At 38.1% G+C, this 25,601-nt stretch carries 25 protein-coding genes; 11 read left to right on the top strand and 14 right to left on the bottom strand.

Annotated elements, in window-relative coordinates:
- Positions 1–18 precede the first annotated feature (18 nt).
- The 7 genes from MED134_RS13370 to MED134_RS13340 are packed head-to-tail and all read right to left on the bottom strand — an operon-like array spanning position 19 to position 8,028.
- Positions 19–957 (bottom strand): glycosyltransferase family 2 protein, encoded by a 939-nt coding sequence (locus tag MED134_RS13370; RefSeq protein WP_052084246.1) that lies wholly within the window; start codon positions 955–957, stop codon positions 19–21.
- 9 nt (positions 958–966) lie between these two features.
- Entirely contained in the window at positions 967–1,851 is an 885-nt protein-coding gene (locus tag MED134_RS13365; protein WP_038600074.1) for an FkbM family methyltransferase, read from the bottom strand.
- 2 nt (positions 1,852–1,853) lie between these two features.
- Complete coding sequence (locus MED134_RS13360) at positions 1,854–3,101, bottom strand: ABC transporter ATP-binding protein (RefSeq protein ID WP_038600071.1); 1,248 nt, start codon at positions 3,099–3,101, stop codon at positions 1,854–1,856.
- Positions 3,102–3,107: 6 nt separating this feature from the next.
- Positions 3,108–3,923, bottom strand: coding sequence for a polysaccharide pyruvyl transferase family protein (locus MED134_RS13355; RefSeq protein ID WP_038600068.1), 816 nt, complete (start codon positions 3,921–3,923; stop codon positions 3,108–3,110).
- Entirely contained in the window at positions 3,923–4,795 is an 873-nt protein-coding gene (locus MED134_RS13350; protein WP_038600065.1) for an ABC transporter permease, read from the bottom strand. Before MED134_RS13350 ends, MED134_RS13355 begins: the two co-directional genes overlap by 1 nt.
- 5 nt (positions 4,796–4,800) lie before the next feature.
- Positions 4,801–7,239: a GumC family protein gene (locus MED134_RS13345; RefSeq protein WP_038600063.1), complete on the bottom strand. Its 2,439-nt coding sequence runs from the start codon at positions 7,237–7,239 to the stop codon at positions 4,801–4,803.
- A gap of 3 nt (positions 7,240–7,242) precedes the next feature.
- Positions 7,243–8,028, bottom strand: coding sequence for a polysaccharide biosynthesis/export family protein (locus tag MED134_RS13340; RefSeq protein WP_038600060.1), 786 nt, complete (start codon positions 8,026–8,028; stop codon positions 7,243–7,245).
- Between the two features lie 268 nt (positions 8,029–8,296).
- Between MED134_RS13340 and MED134_RS13335 the strand changes: the two genes are divergently transcribed.
- The 8 genes from MED134_RS13335 (at position 8,297) to MED134_RS13300 (ending at position 17,512) form a co-directional block, all read left to right on the top strand.
- Complete coding sequence (locus MED134_RS13335) at positions 8,297–10,216, top strand: ABC-F family ATP-binding cassette domain-containing protein (RefSeq protein WP_038600056.1); 1,920 nt, start codon at positions 8,297–8,299, stop codon at positions 10,214–10,216.
- Between the two features lie 217 nt (positions 10,217–10,433).
- Positions 10,434–11,048: an O-methyltransferase gene (locus tag MED134_RS13330; RefSeq protein ID WP_237747122.1), complete on the top strand. Its 615-nt coding sequence runs from the start codon at positions 10,434–10,436 to the stop codon at positions 11,046–11,048.
- A gap of 125 nt (positions 11,049–11,173) precedes the next feature.
- On the top strand, positions 11,174–11,863 hold the full coding sequence (locus tag MED134_RS13325; RefSeq protein ID WP_038600050.1) for an ABC transporter ATP-binding protein: 690 nt from the start codon (positions 11,174–11,176) through the stop codon (positions 11,861–11,863).
- A 123-nt stretch (positions 11,864–11,986) separates the two neighbouring features.
- Entirely contained in the window at positions 11,987–12,175 is a 189-nt protein-coding gene (locus MED134_RS13320; protein ID WP_038600047.1) for a hypothetical protein, read from the top strand.
- A 21-nt stretch (positions 12,176–12,196) separates the two neighbouring features.
- Entirely contained in the window at positions 12,197–12,772 is a 576-nt protein-coding gene (locus MED134_RS13315) for a cob(I)yrinic acid a,c-diamide adenosyltransferase (RefSeq protein WP_035328013.1), read from the top strand.
- Between the two features lie 176 nt (positions 12,773–12,948).
- Positions 12,949–13,170, top strand: a complete 222-nt coding sequence (locus tag MED134_RS13310) for a DUF2795 domain-containing protein (RefSeq protein WP_013751528.1) — start codon at positions 12,949–12,951, stop codon at positions 13,168–13,170.
- Positions 13,171–13,265: 95 nt separating this feature from the next.
- Positions 13,266–16,628 (top strand): preprotein translocase subunit SecA, encoded by a 3,363-nt coding sequence (gene secA, locus MED134_RS13305; RefSeq protein WP_038600044.1) that lies wholly within the window; start codon positions 13,266–13,268, stop codon positions 16,626–16,628.
- A 65-nt stretch (positions 16,629–16,693) separates the two neighbouring features.
- Entirely contained in the window at positions 16,694–17,512 is an 819-nt protein-coding gene (locus tag MED134_RS13300) for a Cof-type HAD-IIB family hydrolase (protein WP_038600042.1), read from the top strand.
- Here MED134_RS13300 and MED134_RS13295 read toward each other — a convergent pair.
- From MED134_RS13295 to MED134_RS13280, 4 genes are all read right to left on the bottom strand, one after another.
- Complete coding sequence (locus tag MED134_RS13295; protein ID WP_038600039.1) at positions 17,484–18,167, bottom strand: peptidoglycan DD-metalloendopeptidase family protein; 684 nt, start codon at positions 18,165–18,167, stop codon at positions 17,484–17,486. The two genes, MED134_RS13300 and MED134_RS13295, sit on opposite strands and share 29 nt — an antisense overlap.
- Before the next feature lie 90 nt (positions 18,168–18,257).
- Positions 18,258–19,964, bottom strand: a complete 1,707-nt coding sequence (locus MED134_RS14805) for a hypothetical protein (protein ID WP_052084244.1) — start codon at positions 19,962–19,964, stop codon at positions 18,258–18,260.
- A 1-nt stretch (position 19,965) separates the two neighbouring features.
- The gene (locus tag MED134_RS13285; protein ID WP_038600036.1) at positions 19,966–20,571 is read right to left on the bottom strand and encodes a hypothetical protein; all 606 of its coding nucleotides are present in this window, start codon (positions 20,569–20,571) and stop codon (positions 19,966–19,968) included.
- Complete coding sequence (locus MED134_RS13280) at positions 20,555–21,100, bottom strand: RNA polymerase sigma factor (protein ID WP_038600033.1); 546 nt, start codon at positions 21,098–21,100, stop codon at positions 20,555–20,557. Before MED134_RS13280 ends, MED134_RS13285 begins: the two co-directional genes overlap by 17 nt.
- 210 nt (positions 21,101–21,310) lie before the next feature.
- On the opposite strand from MED134_RS13280, the gene MED134_RS13275 reads away from it, so the two are divergent.
- The 3 genes from MED134_RS13275 (at position 21,311) to MED134_RS13265 (ending at position 23,407) form a co-directional block, all read left to right on the top strand.
- The gene (locus MED134_RS13275) at positions 21,311–21,778 is read left to right on the top strand and encodes a DUF2383 domain-containing protein (RefSeq protein ID WP_038600030.1); all 468 of its coding nucleotides are present in this window, start codon (positions 21,311–21,313) and stop codon (positions 21,776–21,778) included.
- Between the two features lie 98 nt (positions 21,779–21,876).
- Entirely contained in the window at positions 21,877–22,923 is a 1,047-nt protein-coding gene (meaB, locus tag MED134_RS13270; RefSeq protein ID WP_038600028.1) for a methylmalonyl Co-A mutase-associated GTPase MeaB, read from the top strand.
- Positions 22,916–23,407 (top strand): hypothetical protein, encoded by a 492-nt coding sequence (locus tag MED134_RS13265; protein ID WP_038600026.1) that lies wholly within the window; start codon positions 22,916–22,918, stop codon positions 23,405–23,407. Before meaB ends, MED134_RS13265 begins: the two co-directional genes overlap by 8 nt.
- On the opposite strand, the gene MED134_RS13260 is transcribed toward MED134_RS13265, so the two are convergent.
- Genes MED134_RS13260 through MED134_RS13250 form a run of 3 tightly spaced genes read right to left on the bottom strand, consistent with a single transcriptional unit; the run spans position 23,395 to position 25,580 of the window.
- Entirely contained in the window at positions 23,395–23,964 is a 570-nt protein-coding gene (locus MED134_RS13260; protein WP_038600023.1) for a phosphatase PAP2 family protein, read from the bottom strand. The genes MED134_RS13265 and MED134_RS13260 overlap by 13 nt on opposite strands.
- Positions 23,965–23,967: 3 nt before the next feature.
- Positions 23,968–24,198 carry a hypothetical protein gene (locus MED134_RS13255; RefSeq protein WP_038600020.1) on the bottom strand — a complete coding sequence of 77 codons (231 nt, stop codon included), beginning with the start codon at positions 24,196–24,198 and terminating at the stop codon, positions 23,968–23,970.
- 35 nt (positions 24,199–24,233) lie between these two features.
- Positions 24,234–25,580, bottom strand: coding sequence for an MATE family efflux transporter (locus MED134_RS13250; RefSeq protein ID WP_038601289.1), 1,347 nt, complete (start codon positions 25,578–25,580; stop codon positions 24,234–24,236).
- Between the last annotated feature and the right edge of the window lie 21 nt (positions 25,581–25,601).

The following is a 25,601-nucleotide window of genomic DNA, read 5'->3' as shown; positions in this document are numbered from 1 at the left end:
ATTTAATAATAAGGTAATTCAATTATAAAATCTTGGAAACAAGCGCTTTCTTAATCTAATAATTGGAAAATACTTTATGGCTAGTATAGATAACATTAATCGTGGGTTTTTGAAAATAAAAGCTATCCAATACCGAGTATAAGCTCCCACTGTCTTTTTCTGTTCGAATTTATGGAACCACTGCCAGTTTAATAGCGTATCTATCTTATCTTTTTTAATTTTATTTTTTAAGGACCAACTCACAAGTGATTCAAAAAGTTTAGGATTATACTCTTTATATATTTCACTCTTGGTAAAAACATTTTCTGTATGAATTCCTCTTTTTGAAACTGGCTCTTCTATATTGCTTGGGTACAAATTGCACACAAGCGCCATTTTAAAGATAATATCTGAATCTTGAGTTACTCTTAGCGTTTCATTAAAATAGCCACTTTTGTCGAATACGGATTTCTTTACAGTGAGACCATTTAAATGTAAGTACCCATATTTACTTGACACAATACCATCAAAGAGTTCCTCTGGTTTCAATCTCTTAGAAAGAGTGTTAGGTTTGAAGTGTATTTTTTCAGAATCTAGTGGTTCTCTATAGAAATGAAACCCAACTGCATTATAAACCCCATCGACATTACTATCGTTAAATACGTGCTCATCACCTTTGAAACGATCTTCAAGATAAAAATCGTCTGCGTCTAAAAAAGCAATATAGTCTTGTGTAGCTTTATGTATTCCTAGATTTCTTGTGGCGCCACGACCCTTGTTTATTCCATCCTTGTGTTGATACACTTTTAAAATAGGTGTAGAGGCCTGTAACTCACTAACTATCTGCAAGGTGCTATCTGTACTACCATCATCTATTACAATCACTTCTCCAACTTGTGACTGATCAAGAGCCGATTGGATTGTTTTTTTTATAAAACGTTCTACGTTGTAGGCTGGTATTATAACTGAAATGAGCATCTCAAAAATTTATTTACTATTTACACCATAGATGATTCCTGCATTAGGACCTAGACTTCTTGAGAAAACCTGAAATTTGTTTTCTTTAAGTACTTTTTCAATAAAATGAGGACCTTTATCGTGCCACTCTAACATAATTATATCAATGTCCTTTAATAGACCAGTGTGATTTAAATCTTCTATGATTTCATATTCAGCTCCTTCACAATCCATCTTTATAACAATACTACCTAAAGAGTGACGCTCTACAATAGGCCTCAACTGCTTAGATGCATTTTCTATTTGAACCTTTCTTGTTTCATTGTTTGTTAAGTTAGACATCGTCTTGCTTAGTAAACCTCTTACTCCCGTATTACCTTTAAAATGCTTATTGTAAATAAAAGTTTCTTCTCTAGTAGATTTCCCTAAACCTATGTTTTTTATACTACTTAATTTTTCTAAGGGGTTCATCTCAAAATTCATAAGAGCCTGCTTATAGGTGTCTAAAACTGGTTCAAATGAATAAACATTTTTCACATTTTCAAGAGTTGAGAAGAATAGTGAACTAATTCCAATATTTGCTCCTATATCGATTACTGTAGCATCACAAAGAGTACTAAAATTATAGTCATTTGTTAGAAAAACTTCATCTATAATAAAAAACTCCTCTATGGTTTCTACATAAATTTTTAAGTCCAAAAATTGCACTATAAGACCCTTATCTTGAGCCTCTAGTTTAAAATTATCATACCTTGAGTTTAAACGCTCAATATAGGGTTTAGCCCCAAAGAAAAGGTTGAGATTATTTTTTACCTCATAAATCTGATGGTTCTCCCAAAGCTCCTCTCTAGTTCTTTTTCTTTCTATTCTATACCCCAGACGGTTAATAGACTTATAAATATATTTTTTTAGCATAGTTATATTGAGTCTATTCTACTTATTGAAACGTTAGGTATAATTTGTGACTTTACAGTTGTGGAGTTAATACTATCACTATTTACATCTACAATTTGAAATGGCAAGGTGTTTTCTACCCATAACAGTACGTTCTTAACCTTATCATATACATAAGCGATTATAGTATACTCTCCCATTACTAAGCGAGGGTTTTCTATTTGTATTGTAAACTTATTTGTACCTGGATATAAAATCATAGGGTTACAATTAACATCCATTCTATAATGAAGGACAAATTCTTCTAACTTGTTTACAACTGCGATATCTATGTAGGCATTTTTAGAAGTTGATAATAAAGAATTTGCACATAAATCAATAGTAAAGTTTTCGTCAAAATGGTAAACACTTTTTTGATGTAGCTTGATATCAAAATTAGGATCTAAGGCTTTTATCTCTGAGCTTCTTTTGCTTAGACTCAAATACTTCTCTACCCCTATTATAGCTGGATCACCATCATTATTTACTATTTTACCCTTATCTAAAATGAGTACTCGATTACAGAGGTTTTGTACAGCGGCCATATTGTGACTAACAAAAAGAACCGTTCTACCTCCAGACTGAGATATATCCTGCATCTTACCTATGGCCTTCTTTTGAAACTCTGCATCACCTACTGCTAGTACCTCATCAATCACAAGAATATCGGGTTCTAAAAAGGCAGCTACCGCAAAGCCTAGTCGCACACGCATACCACTAGAGTACCTCTTTACGGGTGTATCTATATACATCTTGCAACCAGAAAAATCTACTATCTCATCTATTTTAGTGCTTATCTCAACTTTTGTCATTCCCAGTATAGCACCATTAAGGTATATGTTTTCTCTACCTGTAAGCTCGGGATGCATTCCAGTTCCTACTTCTAGCAAACTGGCAATTCTACCTCTTGTTTTAATAGAGCCTGTTGTGGGGCTTGTTACTCGTGATAATATCTTAAGCAAGGTCGACTTACCTGCTCCATTTTTACCAATGATTCCTAATATTTCTCCACGCTTAACTTCAAAGTTAATATCTTTAAGTGCCCACACATAATCAGACTTAGATTGTAGAGCCCTATCATTTTCTGCACCTATCTTCAGATAGGGATCTTTTTTTCCTCTTATTTTATGCCACAATCTATTAATGTCGTGGCTTAACGTCCCAGTCCCTACAAGACCCAATCTATATTGTTTAGAAATATTTGAAGCTTTTAGAATAATATGATCCTCCATATAAGTCTATTTAAAAGGGCAAACCTCAATAAGTTGTTTTTGAATTTCTTGTATTTTTTCTAAAGAAGGTAAAGATTCCTTATGATTTTTTACGAGCATAATTAATTCTTCTTCTTTAAGAGCCACTCCCATAGGTAAAGGTTGATAAGGTTCTAAGTTTACAGACATAAAGTAATCGTGATACTTAACTCCATCTCCTAGAATTTTATCAGACAAACGTATTTGAATAGCAGGAATTTGATAAGCGTGAGACACTATGAGTCCGTGTAGTGAAGACGACAATATAAACTCACAAGACAATAGGTCTCTAGTAGTTTTTTCAATATCATTTGTCATAAAATCAATCACTAAAACATCATTGTCCTTCGCATATAAATCGAGAGTACTATTATAATCGTTTATATGAGGTACGATACCTACTTTAAATATCTTATCAACTTTAGGATTAAAATAAGATGGTAATAATAATGCTGGGTCACCATAAACTTCTGGACAAGTATAGTTGAGTTCTTGTAAACGCTTTCGCGAAAGCGGACCTCTTACTGCTAAAAAATGTGCATTAGCAACTTGAGAATCTTTGGCTATTATACCACTTCCCCACACAGTACAATGCGCTCCTATATGCTCTAAAATACTACCCACTGTCACATACAAGGGTTTCCAAAAGTTTTTTAAATAAAATCTATTAGCTCTTAGCCACTGTACTTCTTTACCAGAAATCTTTTCAACTAGATACTTCCCGATAAGGTCACCATAATTTTCCTTCTTCTTTTTTTGAATATGAACCTCACTCCACCAATACAATCTAATTTTATCTTTCATCACACTGTATCTATAAAATTACGCTCGGTACGATTAAAAATTATAAGGCCTACCAGAAAACATATCACGCCTATTAAAAGACTTATTCCCATCATAGCAAAATTGACTTGTGCCGTACCCAAGAGCAGGTTTCTATATAACTCAATAGTTTGTGCTATAGGATTATACTCTATGAGCCAATAATACTCTGGCAACTTTGCTCGCATCTCTTCTAGAGGATACATAACTCCGCTTACGTACATAAGTAGGTTTATACCAAAGGATACTAATATGGTCAAATCTCGATACTTTGTCGTAAGTGCACTTAGAATCATCCCAACCCCCAGACCTATGAGTGCCATATTAAAGACTAACAACAGACTTAATATAAAGAATGGAGAGGGTGCTATATCTACACCTTTATAGAAAATAAAATAGAGGTAAAATAAAACAAAGATCAATACCTGAATACTATACTTAAAGAGGCCAGAAATAACTCGTGAAGCCGGTACTATAAACCTAGGAAAGTATACTTTTCCAAAAAGCCCAGCATTTGCTGTAAAGGTTGTGCTACTTGTAGTAAGACACTCCTTAAAATAATTCCATAAGGTTATACCAGCAAGGTTGAATAAGAAAGCAGGAACCGCACCAGTACTCACGTTACCTATATTATTAAAAATAAGCGTAAAAACAATACTGGTAAACAATGGCTGAATCAAGAACCATAGCGGGCCAAGTATAGTCTGTTTATAAACTGTAACGATATCACGCTTAACAAAAAGCACGAGGAGATCTCTATAACTCCAAATCTCTTTAAAGTTAAGATCAATAAGTTTGCCTTTAGGCTTAATTTCATAAAGCCAACTATCTTCTGTTATCGTATTACGGCTCATAAATCTTAATTGCGCCTAGTAAACAGCTTTTTAAACCTGCTTAAGATACCCGTAGGTGCATCATCCTCGTGGTAGCCATTATTATAAGTCCCGTAACCATAGCCATAACCGTAGCCATATTTTCGTTTTTGCTGGAAATAGTTAAGTACAAAACTTATGTGTGTCACCTCTTCTCTTTGATACTTCTCATTAACAAGACCTAGCATATCCTTACGAGTATAACCTTGACGTACCATATATAGCGAAGCATCTGCATATGGCATCAGTTCAAATGCATCAGATACTAACCCTAATGGTGGCGTGTCAAATACAATATAATCATACTCTTGTTTAAGAGTATCAATAAACTCACCCATAGCATCACTTATGATAAGCTCAGAAGGGTTAGGCGGGATAGGCCCAGAAAGAATAACGTCTAGATGATTAATACCAGATTTTTGCTTTACCTCATCCAGCGTAGCATCGCCTATCAAGTAATTAACTACACCTTTATCATTTTCTAACTCAAAATCGTCAAATATTTTAGGCTTCCTTAGATCGAGTCCTACCAGTACTGTTTTCTTTTCGCTTAAAGCGAAAACCGAAGCAAGATTCATTGAAGTAAATGTCTTTCCTTCACCACTTACACTAGAAGTTACTAAAACCGTTTTTGCTCCCTCCACACCACGCTTCTTATACATAAACTGCAACCCAGATCGCAACCCTCTAAAAGCCTCTGCCATTGCAGAACGTGGATAATCTCTCACAACAAGACCAGAGGAACGCTTACTCTTCCCTATTGTGCCTAAAATAGGAATACTAGAGCGTTTCTTCACATCTTCTGGAGTTCCTACTTTTGTATCTAAAAAGAAGATAATAAGCACAAATGCAATGGGAATTACCATACCAAATACGCCTGCTAGTACCTTGTTTAGTTTTGTATTAGGACCTATAGGTCCCTTCCCAACATCTTTTGCTCTATCTATAAATAAAATATCAGATACATTTGAAGCTTTTATAATCTCTGCCTCGCTACGTTTTTCTGTATACAGGTTATAGGCTTCTTGACTTATTGTAAAGCGTCTTTGTATTTCGGCTAGTTCTTGTTCTTCTTTTGGAAACTGTTTTAATTTTCCTTGAGCCTGCCCTATCTGTCTATTAAGGCTAGATATTTGTGCTTTGATTAACCGGTTACTTGACTTTATATTTTCAAAAAGAACCTCTTTTTCGGCATCTATACGTCTGTCTAAATCTCTAAAAGCAGGGTTACCCTCCTTTGCTGTATAGGCTAGCTTACTACGTTGTAATGCTAGTTGTACAATATTTGCCACCCCAGCGGTAATGCTACCTTCATCTATAAGAGATACAGAGGGAGCAGGCACATTTGTATAATCTGTACGTGTGCGTAGGTAATCTTCTAGTTGCTTGTAATAAACTAGCTGTCGTGACAGACCGTCTTTCTCATTATCAAGGTCTTGTAAAGCAATGCTTATTTGCTCAGCACCACCAGAAAGTGTCACAGCACTATTTTTATTTTGAAACTTATTAAGATCTTCTAAGGCCTTATCAAGATCTACATTGCTAGTTTTAAGACTGCTATCTATGTACTTTATGGTCTTTGTTGCAAATAGATTTTTCTGCCTTAGTTGTTCTTCTGTACGCACTTGTACACTAGCATTTAAGTAATCTATGAGGCGTTTTTTATTTGTGCCTACCAGGCTTAATTCTAATGTAGAGCTCCCTCGCGGAGTTTGAGTTACTCCTATACCTCTATATCTTCCTGCAGTACCATTAAAATTGCCTAGACTTACAAAATACTCTTGCCCTTCTTGAGGGTAAACATCTGTAGGTAATAAAGTTGCTTTTAAAAATGGGGTATTGATAGTATCTCCTAGTTGAAATACTTTATCATAGTCCGTATTAGGAGCTGTGATAGATGAGGGTTTAAGCGTAGAATAATTAAACAAAGGGGCTGTACCACCCGTAAAAGGAATTTTCACCCTTATGTTTCCATTACCTTCATCTATAAAGGTCATACGCTTACCGTATAACTGCGGGAATGAGTCATTGAGTTTTAAAGTAAATGGTGTGTAACCATATACATCTTCTATATTGTACTTGCCTTGCCTTTGGTAATTAGTGTAAAATTGTAAATACTGTACTACTCGCTCTGCGTGTGTACGCGATTTAAGCATTATAATACTGGTCTGGACCTTATCTGTAGTTCCTCCCCAATTAAATACGAGACTGGTATTACCCCCAAACATTTGGTTTTGATCATCTTTAATGGAGATCAAGCTGGTCTCTCTATAAATTGGGACTTTGCGCACATTGATATAGCGAGCTATAGAAAATGTGATGGCTAGACATATTAAAAACAGCCACCAGTAACTAAGTAATCTATATAAGAAGCCCTTAAAATCAAAAAAACTTCCAGAACTCTGTGGGTCAAACTCTTCTTCCATCTTCTATCGTGTTGCTAGTAAAATAACAGAAGCTAGTGTTGTGACTAGTCCCAGTATGGTGGTAAAGGCCTGTAAGCCGGTAGTACCTATCCCTATCGCTTTTTGTGGCAATGGGTTTACGGTAATAATATCGTTAGGTTGTATGTAGTAATAAGGTGACTGCATTACATCTATTTGAGTCAGGTCTATGTGATGCACGCGTTGTCCCCCTGGGTACTGTCTTATAATGAGCACATCTGTAAGATCTCCCGTTATAGGTACTCCACCAGCGTTTGCTATGGCTTCTAGTATAGTCACTTTTTCGGCGAGTACATTTTGCGTTCCTGAGCTCCCTATTTCTCCTACTAGCGTGTATCGTATTCCTGGTAGCTTTACCGTAACAAAAAGATCTGCTTCGTCTTTTATATAATCTGCTAGTAATCGTTGCTCTATAATCTCACGTATTTCTTCAGTTGTTCTGCCTAGTACGTTTATCTCTCCTAGTTCTGGCACACGTATATTACCGTGAGTATCTATAGCAAAACCATCGTAATAAAAACCCTCGTTAAGCGACACTCCCTCTTCTCCAGATGGGTTAAAAAACTCAACGAGTTGCTGGTCTAGCGCCTTAAGACGTATACTTAATATATCACCTACTTGAACTCTGTACGGAGGTTGCTGTTGTTGTAGCGAGACTATACTATCAGTAGTGGTCTCATTTTCTTGAAGATATGTGATATCCTTGAGAGGTACACAAGATGCTGTACTCGCCACAATCACGAGTATCAATAATAATAATGGGTATCTCATTTAAGTTGTGTTAGGCTCACAAATATAGACTTTCATCGATAAAAATAAAACTTTCACAGAGAGGTGTGCATTTCATCGCTTAAAATTTTCAAAAAAAAGTATCAATAATCGGTGAGAGAGCATCACGTAAAACGCTATAGTTCTTTTGGGAAGCCTTATTTTTGCTTTCGCGAAAGCTTAAAAAAAACCTTTATCATATTTATAGTTTACAGATTTACACTGTGCTATATCATAAAAGATGCAGCATACCGCATCCACACAACACACAATGAACTACCTCTCTGTAGAAAACGTATCAAAATCATTTGGTGAACGCCACCTTTTTAAAGACATCGCTTTTGGAATTAATAAGGACCAAAAAATAGGTTTTGTTGCCAAAAACGGTACAGGTAAAACCTCGCTCCTTAATATCATTGCTGGTCTTGAATCGCCAGATGATGGGCAAGTCGTGAGCAGAAAGGGTATTACCATCTCTTTCTTACCACAAGAACCAGACTTAGACCCAAGCCTTACGATAGAAGAAACCATATTTGCAGGAGATAACCCTATACTTAAAACCATTGCAAACTATGAGAAGGCACTTCTTCATATGGAAGAGGCAGATGCTTATCAAAAAGCCTTTGATGCTATGGAGGCAGCACAAGCTTGGGATTTTGAGACGCAGTATAAACAGATTCTCTTTAAGCTTAAGCTAGACGACCTAGGTCGTAAGGTTGAGTTACTAAGTGGTGGACAAAAGAAACGCCTCGCACTTGCCCAGATGATGCTTACTAAACCTGATCTGGCTATTCTAGATGAACCTACTAACCACCTTGACCTAGAGATGATAGAGTGGCTAGAGGATTATTTTAGAACAGAAAACATCACGCTTTTTATGGTTACACACGACCGTTACTTTTTAGAAAACGTGTGTAATGAGATTGTAGAGCTAGAAAATGGAAAACTCTATAACTATAAAGGTAACTATGCTTACTATCTAGAAAACAAAGATGCTCGTGTTGCTGCCTGGGAGGCAGAAACGGGTAAAGCAAAACAGCTATATAAAAAAGAACTGGAGTGGATGCGCCGCCAGCCTAAAGCTCGTACCACAAAGTCAAAATCTCGTATAGACGACTTTGCAGAGATAAAATCACGTGCTCACGAGCGCCGCAATGATCACACCGTACAACTAGAGATTAATATGGAGCGTATGGGGAGTAAAATCCTTGAGTTTCATAATGTAGGTAAATCGTACGGAGATCTCACCTTACTCAACAAGTTTGAGTATGTTTTTAAAACGGGTGAGCGTGTAGGTATCATAGGTAAAAATGGTACGGGTAAAACTACATTTCTTAATATAATGACCGGTGCACTTCCTCCAGATTCTGGAAAGGTGATTGTGGGCGACACGGTAAAATTTGGTTATTACACTCAGAAAGGAATCGCCATAAAAGAGGGTCAGAAGGTGATAGATGTTATAAAAGAGTTTGGAGATCACATCCCTCTTAAAAAAGGACGTACCATCTCTGCTGGCCAACTACTAGAACGTTTCTTGTTTGACCGCAAGAAGCAGTATGACTTTGTAGAGCGACTAAGTGGTGGGGAGCGCAAGCGACTCTATCTATGTACCGTTTTTATTCAGAATCCTAACTTTTTAATTTTAGATGAGCCTACAAATGATCTAGACGTAGTAACGCTCAACGTGCTTGAACAATTTTTATTAGACTTCCCAGGGTGTCTAGTGGTGGTTTCTCACGACCGTTACTTTATGGATAAAATAGTAGACCACCTCTTTGTTTTTAAAGGAGATGCCGTGGTAGAAAACTTCCCGGGTAACTACTCAGACTTTAGAGCATACGAGGGTGGGATAAGTAACGCTTTCGCGAAAGCAGAAAAAGAACAAGCACAGCTAGAAAACAAGCAAAAATTTGAAGCATCTGTAACTCAAACAGCAAGTGATACCAAAAGCTGGAAAGAAAAACAGCACAAAGGAGCACTCTCTTTTAATGAGCAAAAGGAGCACGCAAAACTAGAACGTGAGATTGCAAAGCTAGAGAGGCAAAAGGAAGAAAAACAAAAAGTGTTTTTAAATCCTGATCTCTCTCAGGATGAGATCACAGAAGAGAGCATAAAACTTCAAAAAATAATAGACGATATAGAGGCAAAAGAAGAACGCTGGTTTGAACTGAGCTCAAAAATGGAAGAGTAACCCCTACCCAAACACCTGTAAACCCTCTGTTTTAAAAACACTAGTTATCGCAAATAATAATAGTTTACATACTTCGCTTGCCTACATAAAATGGCTCCCTAAAACCTTTCACCTGCACGGGATACACTCCCCTTTTATATTCAAACTAGAAAAGGAAGTATTACGAGGAAAGAGTGACCCTAGCATCTCACAACAGTTATACGCCTACAAAAAGTCATTGCTAGATAACCAGCAAACCATCACAGTGACAGATTATGGTGCTGGCTCACGCGTATTTAAGTCTGCCGAAAGAAAAATAAAGGATATTGCCACCTATGCTGGAGCAACTCATAAACGTATTTTACTACTCCAGCGACTCATTGCATACTTCCAGCCTCAAGAAGTACTAGAACTAGGTACTTCACTTGGTATTGCAACTGCAGCACTAGCTATAAAGAGTAATGCCCAAGTCACAAGTATAGAAGGCTGCCCTCAGACGGCTCAAATAGCACAACAAGAGCTAGATAATGCCGGTATAAAAAACGTAAAAATTTGCGTAGGCGACTTTACTACAGAGCTAGACAACCACATAAAGAAGAATTTTGACTTCATATACTTTGACGGTAATCACGCCAGAGATGCCACTATAAACTATGTAAATAAACTTCTAGTTACTGTAAACGATGAGAGTGTATGGGTTTTTGACGACATACACTGGTCGCAAGAAATGACAGAAGCCTGGGAGTATATAAAAGCACTACCACAAGTAACAGCTACGGTAGATGCATTTTATTTTGGAATGGTATTTTTTAGACCCAAACAAGCCAAAGAAGATTTTTACATCAAGTTATAATTGAGGATAATCTATACCATTATAATTGTGGTTAAATCAAGCATCTTTACATCTTACTTACATTTTTAAGTAAATTGTGTAACAAATTGTGTGTAACATCTTCTAATAGCAAACTAAACACATCTATGGGTAACCTCATTAAAATAAGAAACATCATACGTGACTTCCCTCTAGGAAACGAAATTGTACACGTACTTAAAGGTATAGATCTAGATATAGACAAGGGCGAGTATGTGGCATTTATGGGACCTTCTGGGTCTGGTAAATCTACATTAATGAACCTCTTAGGGTGTCTTGATACACCTACAGCAGGATCTTATGTTCTTAATGGCAGAGATGTAAGCCAGATGAGTGATGATGAGCTTGCAGATGTACGTAATACAGAGATAGGTTTTGTTTTTCAAACATTTAACCTATTACCTAGAACAACAGCTTTAGATAACGTCGCACTGCCTATGGTATATGCTGGGTTATCAAAATCTGCTCGTAATAAAAGAGCCGAAGAGGTTCTTACAGATGTGGGCCTTGCAGACCGTATGGACCATAAACCTAACCAGCTCTCTGGAGGACAGCGCCAGCGTGTAGCCGTAGGTCGTGCACTTGTAAATAAACCGTCTATCATACTTGCAGATGAGCCTACGGGTAACCTAGACTCAAAAACGGGGGTTGAGATTATGGCACTCTTTGACGCTATACACGCAGCAGGTAATACAGTGATCCTGGTTACACACGAAGAAGATATTGCAGAGCACGCGCATAGAGTAATACGCCTTAGAGATGGAGTTATAGAGAGCGATGTAAAAAATAAAAAGTAACTAGATCCTACTCAAAAAAACTATTTAAAACGCCACTTGCTGGCGTTTTTTTGTTTTACATACTTACCACTTTTCAAAGAAGAATCATATCCTTTTTTTATCTTCACGACACAATAATAAATTATGGACTTTTTTAATAACCTCTCTCCTATCACACAGATACTTGTAAGTATCATAGGGGTTGCCGTTTTATTCTTACTAGTTTTTGCAAATACAAAACGTAATACCACAAAGCAACGTGGTAGAAGAACGCGCAACTTTAATGAAGGTTTTCAAAAAAAACGCAAGGAAAGAGAAAGAGAACAACAATAACAGCATACAACTTCATCACAAATGAAAGTATACACAAAAACTGGTGACGCCGGTACTACAGCCTTATTTGGCGGTACGCGAGTCCCAAAACATCATATAAGAATAGACAGCTACGGTACTGTGGATGAGCTCAACTCATTTATAGGGCTCATACGTGATCAAGAGATTGATGTGCGTAGCAAGGAGATTCTTATACATATTCAAAACAAACTCTTTACCGTAGGAGCTGTACTCGCTACAGACCCAGAGAAGATGATTCTCAAAAATGGCAAAGAGCGCCTCAATATCCCAAAAATTAACGAAGAAGATATTGAACTACTAGAAAATGAAATAGATAAGATGGAAACAGAACTTCCACCTATGACGCATTTTGTACTCCCTGGAGGTCACACCACCGTGTCACATTGTCACGTAGCACGTACTGTATGTAGGCGGGCAGAGCGTTTGGCAACAGCGCTTTACGAGCTAGAGCCGTTTGACAAGCATACACTTAAATACCTTAACCGCCTTTCTGACTACCTATTTGTGCTGGCACGAAAGTTGTCTAAAGACTTACAAGCAGATGAGGTAAAATGGATACCTACCAAGCTAGATTAAGAGTACCGAATACAGAAAACAATTATTGAGAGGTATCTCGCTTTCGCTAAAGCGTAATGATACTCTCTACAAGGTCTGAAAGCCACGTTCTTACATTTATTTTGAAATAATCTTCAATTCACTTGCATTTCTGCTTAGAAAAATTATTTTTGCACAAATTAAAAAACACAAATGCTATGTACTGGACACTTGAACTAGCTTCTTACCTAAGTGACGCGCCTTGGCCTGCTACTAAAGATGAGTTGATCGATTATGCGATTAGAACTGGAGCACCACTTGAAGTTGTAGAAAATCTACAAGCTATCGAAGACGAAGGTGATTCTTATGATTCTATCGAAGAGATCTGGCCAGACTATCCCTCAGACGAGGATTATCTCTGGAACGAAGACGAATATTAAATATATACCCGTTAAAACACTAAAAAGTCTCTCTATGAGGCTTTTTTTTTGATTAAATTTACGGGTTCAAAATTGACACAAAACAACACCATATTATGGGATTTTTAGATAGTGTATTAAAAATTTTTGTAGGCGATAAGTCTAAACAAGACGTGGGAGCGATTACCCCTATCGTTGAAAAAATTAAAGCACACGAAGCAGCCTTAGCAAAGTTATCACTAGATGACTTGAGAAATAAAACAGCAGAGTTTAAGCAAATTCTTGCAGCTGCTCTCAAAGAAAACACAGAAGCTACAGAAGCACTCAAAACAAAAGCAGAAGCTACCGAAGATATAGATGAGCGTGAAGACGTTTACCTAGCGATAGACAAGCTTAAAGATGAAGCTTACGAGATTTCTGAAAAAACGCTCTCTGAAATACTCCCAGAAGCATTTGCCGTTGTAAAAGAAACTGCAAAGCGATTTACTAATAATACAACACTTGAGGTAACTGCCTCAGAGTATGATCGTTTACTTAGTGGCACAAAAGACTATGTAACACTAGAAGGCGATAAAGCCATCTGGTCAAATAGCTGGGATGCTGCTGGTAAAGAAGTAACCTGGGATATGATACACTATGACGTACAACTCATAGGTGGTGTGGCAATGCACCAAGGTAAAATTGCAGAGATGCAAACAGGTGAAGGTAAAACTCTCGTGGCGACGCTACCTGTTTACCTTAACGCACTTACTGGTAATGGTGTGCACCTTGTGACAGTAAATGATTACCTAGCTAAGCGTGATAGCGCTTGGATGGCTCCTTTATTTCAGTTTCACGGGATGACTATAGATTGTATAGATTATCACAGACCTAACAGTCCTGAGCGTCGTGCAGCATATGCGGCAGATATTACATATGGTACAAATAACGAATTTGGTTTTGACTACCTACGTGATAATATGTCTCATAAACCAGAAGATTTAGTACAACGCCCACATAACTATGCGATTGTAGATGAGGTAGATTCTGTACTTGTAGATGATGCTCGTACACCACTTATTATATCTGGACCTGTACCTAAAGGTGATGTGCACGAGTTTAATGATCTTAAACCACAAATAGAGAAGATTGTAAACCTACAGCGCCAGGAGCTTGTAAAAGTTTTACCAGAAGCAAAAAAACTCATTGCTGCAGGTGACACAAAAGAAGGTGGTAAACAACTCTTGCGTGTATACCGTGGGTTACCTAAAAATAAAGCCCTCATAAAATACTTGAGTGAAGAAGGAATACGTCAGTTATTACAAAAGACTGAGAACTTCTATATGCAAGACAATAATCGTGAAATGCATCAAATAGATGAGGCACTATACTTCACAATAGATGAAAAGAACAATCAGATTGAACTTACAGACAGAGGTATAGAAACACTTTCTGGTAAAGACAATCCAGATTTCTTCACAATGCCAGAGATAGGTCTTGAGATAGGAAAAATAGAAGCAAAAAGATTATCACCAGAAGAAGAAGCTACAGAGAAGGAAGAACTCTTTAAAGATTTTGGAATCAAGTCTGAGCGTATTCACACAATGAACCAGCTGCTTAAAGCATACACGTTATTTGAAAAAGACACCGAGTATGTTGTGATGGAAAACAAGGTGATGATTGTAGATGAGCAAACCGGTCGTATTATGGATGGTCGTCGTTATAGTGACGGTCTACACCAAGCGATTGAGGCAAAAGAAAATGTAAAAATTGAAGATGCTACACAAACTTTTGCAACAGTAACGCTTCAAAACTACTTCCGTATGTATCGCAAGCTATCTGGTATGACAGGTACAGCGGTTACAGAGGCTGGAGAATTCTGGGAGATTTACAAACTAGACGTAGTAGAAATACCTACTAACCGCCCTATTGCAAGAAAAGATAAAGATGACTTAGTTTACAAAACGAAGCGCGAGAAGTATAACGCCGTTATAGATGAAGTTACAGAACTTTCAAAATCTGGACGTCCAGTCTTGATAGGTACAACTTCTGTAGAGATATCAGAATTACTAGGTAAAATGCTTACCCTTCGTAAAATACCTCATAACGTACTTAACGCAAAGCTACATAAACGCGAGGCAGACATCGTTGCAGAGGCTGGTAACCCTGGAGTGGTAACCATTGCAACAAATATGGCAGGTCGTGGTACAGATATTAAGTTATCTGACGAGGTAAAGGCAGCCGGTGGTCTTGCCATAATAGGTACAGAGCGTCACGACTCACGTCGTGTAGACAGACAGCTACGTGGTCGATCTGGACGTCAAGGAGATCCAGGAAGTTCACAATTTTATGTGTCTCTAGAAGATAACCTAATGCGTTTATTTGGGTCTGAGCGTATTGCAAAGATGATGGATAGAATGGGGCTCAAAGAAGGAGAAGTGATACAACACGGTATGATTTCAAAATCTATAGAGCGCGCACAGAAAAAAGTAGAAGAAAACAACTTTGGAGTACGTAAGAACTTACTTGAGTATGATGATGTGATGAATATGCAACGTGAGGTTGTATACAAGCGTCGTCGTCACGCACTATATGGAGAACGTTTACGTGTAGACCTTGCAAATATGATCTATGACACCTCTGAGGTAATTGTAGAATCAAACAAGCAAGCACAAGACTTTAAGAACTTTGAGTTTGAGCTCATTCGTTATTTCTCTATGACGAGCCCAGTAAGTGAGAGCGACTTTAACAGTAAGTCTGCAAAAGATCTTACAGACCTCATTTACAAAGCAGCTTTTGATCACTATAAAGAAAAGATGACTAAGAATGCAGACCTTGCCTTCCCTATCATCAAGAGAGTGTATGAAGATCCTAATGCAAAGTTTGAGCGTATCGTGGTACCATTTACAGATGGTACAAAAGAGCTACGTGTAGTTACAAATCTTAAAGAAGCTTACGACTCAGACGGTAAGCAACTCGTGACAGATTTTGAAAAGAACATCACACTTGCCATTATAGATGACGCTTGGAAAACACACCTTCGTAAGATGGATGAGCTTAAGCAAAGTGTACGCCTTGCTGTACACGAGCAAAAAGATCCATTATTAATCTATAAGTTTGAAGCATTTGAGCTTTTCAAAAAGATGATTGATAAGGTTAATAAAGAGGTGATTTCATTCCTATTTAAAGGAGAGATTCCTCAGGGTAACCAAGAGCAGGTGAGCGATGCTTCACAAATACGTGAGCGCCGTGAAGAAACGCAAACTCAAAAGGAAGAAATTCCTAATATGGATGAGCGTTCTGCACAGGCTAGAGCTGCTGGTAACACACAACCACAGCAACAACAGGTTACAGAAACTATTGTAAGATCTCAACCTAAAATAGGTCGTAACGACCGTGTTACTATTAAAAATGTAATAAATGGTGAGACAAAAGAAGTAAAGTACAAACAGGCTGAACCACTTATTGCAAAAGGACAATGGGTGATTGTAAAAAGCTAGATTGTTTTAATAATTTTCTACATAAGGCGGCTCTCTTTTGAGGCCGCCTTATTATTTTTATAGCTATGAGAGACTCCATACAGCTTTTATGTTCAGATATAGACGGTACGTTACTTAATGCAGACCGATGGTTGAGTGATGTTACTATTTCCGCTTTCGCGAAAGCGGGATTACCCCTCATACTAGCTTCCTCACGCCCACCACAAGCTATGCGCTACTTGCAAGAAGGGCTAGGCAATCTAGGTGAAGCACTTATTGCCTTTAACGGAGGGCTTATTATAGGAAAAGATGGAACTATAATAGAAAATAATAGCTACGACACGCAAGTACTGTCTACACTTATCCCACATCATACAAAACATTCTTACAACTTAAGTATTTATAGCAACCAGCACTGGTTTACAGATCAAGAAGATGAGTGGAGCTTACGCGAAATAAACAATACAAGAGCTACTCCTATCTATCAAGCGGCTAGTGAAAGTCTTGACTTTCTTAATAACAAAAAGCTAGGCATACACAAACTAATGTGTATGGGAGCTCCAGAAGAACTTGATAATCTAGTTGCATTACTAGAACCACTCTATAGAGATAAAGTTCATCTTTACAGATCTAAGGATACCTACCTTGAGATTACCCCAAAATATATAGATAAAGCAAAGGCGCTAGCGGTCTTATTAAAAAAGGAATATAACTTTGGGCTAGAGGCGGTAATGGCTTTTGGCGATAATCATAATGATGATGAGCTTATACGTCGCGTAGGTAAAGGTGTTGCTGTAAGAAATGCTACTCCTACTCTAAAATCACTAGCAGATTATACAAGCCCATTTACAAATAAAGAAGATGCTGTCGCAAAGGCTATTTATAAATTTTTAATAGCAGATTAGGGTCTGGGCAGTTCTTTTTATAAAACTCAAGATCATTTTGGCTTCCTACACCAGGATAGTCACCCTCTTTACCTTGCATATCTATAACTATCTGGAAGTGTAGATGAGGCGCATAATCACCATTTACATCTGGAGTACCTAGAGCGGCAATTACTTCACCAGCCTTTACCTTTTGACCGACCTTTTTATTATGCAAAGATGCTACGCTTAAGTGACCATATAGCGTGTGAAACTCTTGACCGTCTATGGTATGCTTTACAATAAGCGTAGGTCCATAATCGCCAAAGTTCTTATTGTTTTTAAAGCTATGTATCTCTCCATCTAGCGGGCTCACAATACTTTCTCCTGCGTTGCACCACAAGTCTATACCAAGATGAATATTGCGCTTGTCTCCCGGATCTTGTGCCTGAAAATAATCTGATCTATCATAGAGAGGTCGTTTCTCTAGATAACCGCCATAGGCTACCTTAGAACCACTTATCTTAAGATACAGCTGTAAGAATTTATGATGATCATAAGGTCTTGTAAGAAGCTCAACATCTAGCTCATTATTTGACGTAGATAAATCTAGCGGATAGAAGTCTTCTTTTTGAAAAGGAGTGTGGAGAGGAGATGTAAATTCTTTTGTAAGCGCACTAAAAAAACTAGTATCCATTGGTTGTTATTTGTTGCCTAAAAATACAACTTCAATACAAAACACAAAAAGCAGCCATAGCTGCACAATAATTTAGTATGTAATCGCTGTTTATTGCAATACTACGTCGCTATACTTAGCATTAATCGTAATAGTATTACCAGTACTTCTAGATTTATGAAACCCATTTACCATCTCTGTAGATCCGTTTTTCATAGACTGTGTCTCGAGTTGCTTAGGGATAAAGAAGTCATTATGATCACCACTGTAACTAAAGTTAAATGCCGCCTGCGGTAATTTTAAAGCGAGGTCGCTATTCTCTAAAAATAAAGTAAGCGTCCCAAAGTTATCACTCACTTGAGGGATTGATAACTTACCAAATGACCCAGATATCATACCAGAACCATCTAGACGATTAATATGCACGTTACTAGAGTTAGACGTTACTTTAATGTCTGTAGCTGTGTTTATATCACAATCTTTAACGTGATTAGTCACGAGAGTTCCTTTGTTCCAGTTTGTGATGGTTACCGGGCTGTAAGAAACATCGATGGAGGTGTTTCCCCCATCGATGGTTGTGGCAGCAAGGCTACCGTGTGAGATAACAGCTTTTGCATTATAAGCATCTACCATTTTTACTTTACCGTAACGTACATTAAGATCTAGCTCTGCACGCTTAGGCATTTTTATGATAATAACACGTTTTACGTTTCGGTTAGACTTTTTTGATGAAGCCTTATCAGAATCATAATTAAGGCTATAGTGACTACTTCTATTTCCGTTTTCATCTCTTGTATGCGTTTCTTCCCACTCACCTTCGTGCTCTTCTGCCCATTTTTCCATTTTCTTGCCGAAGTTTTCTCCCCACTTCTCCATATCTTTTCCAAAAGACTCTCCCCACTTCTCCATAGACTTCCCGAAGTTCTCACCAAAGTTTTCGCCCCACTTCTCCATAGATTTACCAAAGTTCTCACCCCAGTCTTCCATTCTCTCTCCAAAATCTTCTCCCCAGGCCTCAACATCTTCAAGCCAGCTATCTACCTCACGTACACTTACTCTCGTACCGTACTTTCGGTTTAACTTATTTACGTAAGCTTGCTTGTCTTTTTCATACTCATCACTGTCAAAAGTGATATTTCCTTTGCTATTAAAAGGCCATTTTGGGATGCCAGATTGCTCTATAAGGCGCTCGCTCCAGTCTTCAGATTTTTGCTCTGCTTCTTTCTCCCACTTCTCCATTTTACGCTCAAACTCAGGGCCAAAACTCTTATCCATCTCACGCTCCCATCGCTTTATGTAAGCTCTACCTTCTCTTTTATATGCCTCGTGGTCAAATTTCATTTTTCCCATTTCTTCATAATACTCATCTGGAAGTCTTGCTCCAGAGATACCTTCTAGTAACGGCCCTACAAGGCCATTCATCACAGGCTCAACAATACTAAGTGACTGCCCTATAATTTCTCCTAGATCAAGATCTAGGTGTACATTATCAAGATCACTTAGATTATACACTTTTACATCTCCATAACCTCCTTTACTTGTAACTCGTACCTGGTTACTATTACCACTCACGTCAAGATCCCAAGACCTTGCTGCTTCACTTGCATTTTCTCCCTCTACATATGCCTCTATTGCGACTTCATTTTTGTTCCAGGTTTCAAAAATCACATCTGCATAACGTGTGTCTACATCTATCTGCACGTCTTTGTTTACAGAAAAGCGCTCGTTTAACTTTGTTTTTTTAGCCTGCGCAAATACGCTCCCAGATGCTACAAATAGTAACATCATCACTGGCCATAATATCTTATACTGTTTCATCTTATACGGTTTGAATGGCTGCTTCTTGTTGAGCAGCGTTTTTCATTTCTTTAAGTTTTGCTTTGAGCTTTATCATAAGCTCCACACGCAATTTTAAATTTTCTATCATTGCGTTTACCATCTCTTCACTAACCCCACTTTCGGTAATCTCACGATTGAGACTTTTATACTCTGCATCAAGATCTGACAGCTGTTTCATAAAAGCATCTATAAGCTCTTTATTATCATCTGTTATCTCAAGGCGGGCAATCTCTAGGTTTACACTAGCGAGGTAGTAATCTTCTACTTTTTTAAATTCTGGTGATATAGCACTTAATAAGATTTCTGGTTCTACCGTTTCTGTATTTTCTGGGGTAGCTTGTACTATGGGTGCGTCTTCCGCTTTCGCGAAAGCGTTATTATACACCATCATTACAATACCACCAGCTACAATAAGTACGGCTGCTATCTTCATCCATAAAAATATACCGCCTTTAGGCTTTGAAGGTTTTTGCTCTTCTGGCATACGCTCTTCAAGTAATTGCTCAAAACGTGATAAGTGGCCTTCTCGCAGCTGCTCTTGCTCACCGCTCTCGCTTTTGATAAGCTCTCTAATATCCTGTGCCATAATTAAGGGTCTTTAAGTGTTGTTGAAGCTTCTTCTTACCGCGGTGCACCAGCGTTCTAGAAGCGACTTCTGTAATCTGTAATATCTCTGAGATCTCCTGGTGATCGTATCCCTCTATTAAGAATAGCATAAGAGGATACTCATATCTCTCAGGAAGCTCACTGATGGTTTTCTTAATGTGGTCTACGGTTACCCCGTCTGCCACATTCCAATCATTATCATCATCTACCTTGCCCATTACTTCCTCATTAAGTGGGATAAGTGTTGCTTTTTTTGCCTTGATCATATCGAGACTTTTATTAATCACGATACGCTTAAGCCAGGCTCCAAAGGTGACTTCTCCCGTAAACTGATGAAGCTTTGCAAAGGCATTTATAAAGCCCTCGTGCATTGCCTCTTCTGCCTCAAATGCATTTTTCAAAAATCTAAAGGCTACGCAATACATAGCATCACAGTATTTATTGTACAGCTGCAGCTGTGCCTTTCTGTCATTTGCCTTGCATTTTTGTATGAGATCACTAACTAGCAAAATGGATGGTTGGTTTTGATTGGTTTATTATTGCTATTCTTCTTAAAGACGAGGTCTTTTTTACAATGTTGCAAAAAGTTTTATTTTTTTTTGAGTTAACAGCCCATTAAGATACTACTAGATTATAAATAAACTATTCATAATTTTTAAGTAATAATGAAGTAAGACTATTTTAAATACTGCGACTAGTCTATATTTGAAGCTCAGTATATGAATCACCTCGATATTGCATATGAAAATCTTAATGACCTGCTAGACGAATGCTTCTGGGCAGAGCGTCGCTATTTTAATGCTGCAGAAGAAATTGAGATTACAGAGTACAAAAGATTTCTAGCAAAGGAAAGCGTAAGCCGTAATAAGTTTTGTCACAAGATAGTATCCCGAATGGCAGAAGAAGGTATCACGCCAAACAGGCTAGATATTGTAAAGGGTAGTGCAGATCGTGACTGGCTAGATGTAACAGCAGCCATGGAGCATAAAACACCTACAAACATTGTAGGCGCTTGTATGATTCAAGACGAGATAGTGCTCATACTTCTCAAACGTCTTATAGATGACAGCTGGTTACCCGTACACATACTAGAAGTGCTTGTACCTATGGAGTTCCAGGTAAAGCAATCACACGCAGATCTTGCAAAACTTAAAGCCAAGGTTAAAAAGAAGTACAAAGACTCATAACTCTAGTTTTACTTCTTTACACTTGGCAGTTCTTTTAGGGATAAAACGCAGCTCTAAAACTCACATAATTATGAAGAAAGTAGTAATTTGGTACTTCTGTGAGTAAAGATGCTACACATATTAACAAGAGTATTAATCCTGCGTTTTACAAGACTCGTAAAAGGCAAAAAACTATAAATACTCAAGAGCTAGCAACCGCTATTGCTCAAGGAGATATCACGGCACTCTCTCAAGGCATCACTCTCATTGAGAGCACTGTACAATCACATCAAGATAAAGGACAACAACTTATAGAAGCTTGCCTTAGTAAGGCTAATAAATCTGTAAGGATAGGTATTACCGGCGTTCCTGGCGTGGGCAAGAGCACTTTTATAGAAACCTTTGGTAACTATCTTACCTCACAAGGACATAAAGTTGCCGTACTAGCGGTAGACCCTACAAGCTCAGTCTCCCACGGTAGTATTCTAGGCGATAAAACTAGAATGTATGAACTTGCTCAAAACCCAAAAGCTTATATAAGACCCAGCGCATCTGGAAAATCTCTGGGAGGTGTAGCTCGTAAAACACGAGAAGCCATCATCCTTTGTGAGGCTGCAGGTTATGACGTGATTATAATCGAAACGGTGGGTGTAGGTCAGAGCGAGACCATCGTACACTCTATGGTAGACTTCTTTTTGCTACTCAAACTAGCTGGGGCTGGTGATGAGTTACAAGGCATTAAAAGAGGTATCATTGAGATGGCAGATGCCATTGTAATCAATAAAGCAGACGGTGGTAACACAAAAGCTGCAAAGCTGGCTAAGACCGCTTTCGCGAAAGCGTTACATCTCTTCCCTCCTAAACCCAGCAACTGGACACCAAAGGTTACAACCTGTAGCGCGCTAGAAAACACGGGGATTGAAGAAGTATGGAAACTCATATCTGATTATACCGCAACAACAAAAAACTCAACTTACTTTGAAACTAAAAGAGCTGAGCAAAATAAATTCTGGCTACTACAAACTATAGAAAATAAGCTCAAAGACGCCTTTTATGCAAATGACAAGGTGGTAGGCAAACTAGATGGTGTCTTATCTAAAGTGGCTCAAGGAGAGGTTTCTCCATTTATAGCCGCACAGCAACTATTAAAACTCGCTAGTGAATAAGATAATACTTATAGTTCTCTGTCTGATAGTAATCACAGCTTGTAAATCTTCATTTGAACCTATTTCTATTAAAGAAAGTCAACTGTCACAAGAAAGTAAAGACATTGCTCATAATGCTGCACTTTTTTACTTTAACCACTGTAAATCACCACAAGATCAAAAACTACTAAAGGAATGGTTAGATGGTCCTAAAGTAAGTAATGGATTAAGTAGAGGGCTCTCTGTAAAAAAAATAGAATGTACTTGTGAATTAATAAATAAGGACTTTGGCAAGCTAGAGAATCTAGAATTAGGGAAGATATATGGCAATGGTCATTCTGTTGTAATGTACAATTATAAAGCCACCTATAGCAAGCTTACAGAGCCAGCAAAAATATCTATATACCTAGATTTCCGCAACATTCTTAATGGTGTGAGTATACGTAAGGAGTATAAAGATACTTATACACCATTTACCCCTGGTAATGAGTGTCAAGATCTCTGACCATATTTCACAATCAAAAACTGCTGCAATTTATAAAGACCATAGCCTATCGCTGCTCCTATAATCCACCCAGTAAGGACATCACCAGGATAATGTACTCCCACATAAATGCGGCTATAACCCACTACCGCAGACCAAAAAAGCAAAAAGAAAATCAAATTCTTATAACTACGCCTTAGCGCTAGACCTGCAAAAACGGCAACAGCCATACTATTACCAGCGTGTGCAGAATAATATCCATAACGACCACAGCGCTCTGCAATGTATCTTATGGTAGTTTCAAAAGCGGCAACTCTACACGGTCTTGGTCTCATAAAACCGTGCTTAAAAGCATTTGCGAGCTGGTCTACCCCAGTAATGAGTAATGCTACACATACCACAGTAATGAGTGTACCCTTTATCCCGTACTGCTTGTAAATAAAGAAAAGCAAGAGCGCATATAAGGGTATAGAGCTAAGCTTATTTGTTACAATAAGCCAGAACTGATCCCAGGTGGCACTACCTAGACCGTTTAAGAATAAAAAAAGCTCTTGATCATACTGTACGAGTTGCTCCATTACCTACTCGTTCTCAAATTTTTCCATTTCGGCGTCGTACCACTCTGTAGCTTCTTTTATAGCATTTTCGGTCTCTGAGGCAAGCTCATCTTCGTCTTGACGGTCAAACTCTTCAAACCACTCTATCTCATCAATAGTGAGGTCTATTATAAAACGAGGGAACTCTGTATGAATCACAAAAATATGATCAGAAAAATCTGAATTATCACCTAGTAAGAACTTTGGTACTGTCATAATTATCTATTTATATATCTCTTGTTATGGTGCGGTTACACCCCACTTATCAACTTTTTACTAAGGTAGTTAAATCTAAAATATAGCATCGTGGCAGATGCTGTGAGCCCTACCAGTAGCCCTACCCAGATGCCTTGAACACCCATTTGCGCCTCTTTTCCAAAATACCACATCACCGGGAAGCCTATTACCCAGTAAGCTATAAAACATATCACCGTAGGGATATTTACATCTTGTAAACCTCTTAACGCACCTAGAATGGTAACTTGTACTCCATCACTGAGCTGAAACAATGCTGCGACAACGAGTAATTGTGCTGCCATAAAAATCACCTCCGGATTATCTATATAAAAAGGAGGTAACCAGTCTTTGAGCACTATAAAACCTACAGCAAAGACCGCCTCGATAAGGAAACAAAGTATAAAGATAGAAAAAGCGATACGCCTCAAGTTTGGATAATCCCTTTTACCCTTTTGGTTTCCTACACGTATGGTACCAGTGACTCCCAGCCCTACAGCTATCATAAATGTCATAGACGCAAGATTAAGCGCAATTTGATTTGCCGCCTGTGCATTAGTCCCCAGAATCCCAGATAAGAAAATAGCCGCCGTAAACACACCTACTTCAAAAAGCATTTGTAAAGCCGTGGGAAAACCTAATTTTATAAGTGTTTTAAACTCGCTAAGCTGTATGTGACTTGCACCATCCCAGAAAAAGTAAGATTTAAATTTACGCTTTCGCGAAAGCATAAAAATGAGCAGCCCCAGCATAAAAAATCGTGATATGAGTGTTCCCCAGGCAGCCCCCTCAACCTCAAGCCTTGGGAAAATCCAAATCCCGTAAATGAGCACATAGTTAAATAAGACATTTATAATATTTGCAAGTATAGTAGCATACATCGCATATTTAGTTTGTGACAATCCATCTGCAAACTGCTTAAAAGCTTGAAAAATCATAAGCGGAACCATAGACAACGCTACAATCTCAAGGTACGGTATCGCAAGCGCCACCACCTCTGGCGGTTGATCTAGCATATACAAAACCGGTTTTGCAATAAGCAAGGTTACAAAAAGCAACACACCGTTTACAGCACACATAATCACCCCGTGGTGAAAGTGCAGTCGCCCCTTCTCTATATTACCCTGACCATCTGCCTCTGCCACAAGTGGCGTGATGGCAAATGAGAAACCTATGCCTATCGAGAGTGCTATAAAAACGAGACTATTACCCAGACTTACTGCTGCCAGTTGTGCGGCACCTAGCTGCCCTACCATCAAGTTATCTGCTAGTGCTACAAGGATATGACCCAGCTGTCCCAGCATTATAGGGAATGCTATTTTAAGGTTTGTGCCAAATTCTTTTGTGTAGTCTGAAAACTGCATTGGGTTGGATTTTTTTACGCT

Origin of the sequence: Dokdonia sp. MED134, assembly GCF_000152925.2 — a bacterium.
Lineage (GTDB): Bacteria > Bacteroidota > Bacteroidia > Flavobacteriales > Flavobacteriaceae > Dokdonia.
The sequence above is the reverse complement of the archived record's forward strand: the minus strand, read 5'-3'. Positions and strand labels throughout refer to the sequence as shown.

What these genes read in the sequence shown, in the direction of transcription:
- MED134_RS13285 (WP_038600036.1), bottom strand. Translation starts at nt 20,571, where the DNA reads ATGGCACAGGATATTAGAGAGCTTATCAAAAGCGAGAGCGGTGAGCAA.
- MED134_RS13260 (WP_038600023.1), bottom strand. Translation starts at nt 23,964, where the DNA reads ATGGAGCAACTCGTACAGTATGATCAAGAGCTTTTTTTATTCTTAAAC.
- MED134_RS13370 (WP_052084246.1), bottom strand. Translation starts at nt 957, where the DNA reads ATGCTCATTTCAGTTATAATACCAGCCTACAACGTAGAACGTTTTATA.
- MED134_RS13315 (WP_035328013.1), top strand. Translation starts at nt 12,197, where the DNA reads ATGAAAGTATACACAAAAACTGGTGACGCCGGTACTACAGCCTTATTT.
- MED134_RS13340 (WP_038600060.1), bottom strand. Translation starts at nt 8,028, where the DNA reads ATGAGATACCCATTATTATTATTGATACTCGTGATTGTGGCGAGTACA.
- MED134_RS13320 (WP_038600047.1), top strand. Translation starts at nt 11,987, where the DNA reads ATGGACTTTTTTAATAACCTCTCTCCTATCACACAGATACTTGTAAGT.
- MED134_RS13355 (WP_038600068.1), bottom strand. Translation starts at nt 3,923, where the DNA reads ATGAAAGATAAAATTAGATTGTATTGGTGGAGTGAGGTTCATATTCAA.
- secA (WP_038600044.1), top strand. Translation starts at nt 13,266, where the DNA reads ATGGGATTTTTAGATAGTGTATTAAAAATTTTTGTAGGCGATAAGTCT.
- MED134_RS13350 (WP_038600065.1), bottom strand. Translation starts at nt 4,795, where the DNA reads ATGAGCCGTAATACGATAACAGAAGATAGTTGGCTTTATGAAATTAAG.
- MED134_RS13360 (WP_038600071.1), bottom strand. Translation starts at nt 3,101, where the DNA reads ATGGAGGATCATATTATTCTAAAAGCTTCAAATATTTCTAAACAATAT.
- MED134_RS13365 (WP_038600074.1), bottom strand. Translation starts at nt 1,851, where the DNA reads ATGCTAAAAAAATATATTTATAAGTCTATTAACCGTCTGGGGTATAGA.
- MED134_RS13335 (WP_038600056.1), top strand. Translation starts at nt 8,297, where the DNA reads ATGAACTACCTCTCTGTAGAAAACGTATCAAAATCATTTGGTGAACGC.
- MED134_RS13295 (WP_038600039.1), bottom strand. Translation starts at nt 18,167, where the DNA reads ATGGATACTAGTTTTTTTAGTGCGCTTACAAAAGAATTTACATCTCCT.
- MED134_RS13325 (WP_038600050.1), top strand. Translation starts at nt 11,174, where the DNA reads ATGGGTAACCTCATTAAAATAAGAAACATCATACGTGACTTCCCTCTA.
- MED134_RS13250 (WP_038601289.1), bottom strand. Translation starts at nt 25,580, where the DNA reads ATGCAGTTTTCAGACTACACAAAAGAATTTGGCACAAACCTTAAAATA.
- MED134_RS13275 (WP_038600030.1), top strand. Translation starts at nt 21,311, where the DNA reads ATGAATCACCTCGATATTGCATATGAAAATCTTAATGACCTGCTAGAC.
- MED134_RS14805 (WP_052084244.1), bottom strand. Translation starts at nt 19,964, where the DNA reads ATGAAACAGTATAAGATATTATGGCCAGTGATGATGTTACTATTTGTA.
- MED134_RS13310 (WP_013751528.1), top strand. Translation starts at nt 12,949, where the DNA reads ATGTACTGGACACTTGAACTAGCTTCTTACCTAAGTGACGCGCCTTGG.
- MED134_RS13300 (WP_038600042.1), top strand. Translation starts at nt 16,694, where the DNA reads ATGAGAGACTCCATACAGCTTTTATGTTCAGATATAGACGGTACGTTA.
- MED134_RS13345 (WP_038600063.1), bottom strand. Translation starts at nt 7,239, where the DNA reads ATGGAAGAAGAGTTTGACCCACAGAGTTCTGGAAGTTTTTTTGATTTT.
- MED134_RS13255 (WP_038600020.1), bottom strand. Translation starts at nt 24,198, where the DNA reads ATGACAGTACCAAAGTTCTTACTAGGTGATAATTCAGATTTTTCTGAT.